Annotated in this window: 1 protein-coding gene; it reads right to left on the reverse strand. The window is 40.4% G+C overall.

Annotation, left to right across the window (positions count from 1 at the left end; all coding sequences use genetic code 11):
- Nucleotides 1-670 (reverse strand): fimbria/pilus outer membrane usher protein (locus tag AC5O77_RS21915; protein ID WP_494507191.1); only part of this gene is annotated, 670 nt, incomplete at both ends.

The raw sequence follows: 670 nt of genomic DNA on the forward strand, positions 1-670 counted from the left end.
TTGCTATATCAAGTACCAGATGGTTTTCACGATGAGGTATAATCGGGTCGTAAACAACCTGGCCTTTGCTGTTTGTTCGGTTGTATTTTTGTCCATTAATATGCGCGCCTTCTAATCCAGGCGCATCCAGAATTGCAAATGTATCGGATAACTGGTTAGTGATATTAATACCACCGGACCAGACAACTAATCCACTACTAATACTTCCACCACTTTGCCAGGCGTTTTTAGAATGACTATAGCTGCCATCTATTATGGCGATGGGAGTTCTCCAGCTTAAATTCGTACCAAGCGAGGTATCATTATTTTGTTGTTGCTGATTAACATATATACCATAATTTAACTGATCATGTTCACCGGCTATGCCAGTAATTCCAGTATTGTTGGAGGAATAGCCATCTTTGGAAAATGAGGTCGAATTCGATAAGTTAATTTGGTGACGTGTTTTGGCAATATCATCCCCCCAGTGGAAAGGAATGGAGATAAACAGATTAAAACGCTCCTCTTCTTTGTCGTTTTCATCATAGGATTGGCTGGCAGAGAAAGTATAACTGATGCGTTGCCAGCTATTGGAATAACTGAATTGGTAATCTTTAGCATTTCCACTTCGCCCCCAGTAATTCCGCCAAAGCGCACTTAATGATACATTTCCCAGATTATTGGATAAAGG

It is taken from the genome of Stenotrophomonas sp. INTA L402-1 (assembly GCF_059295135.1).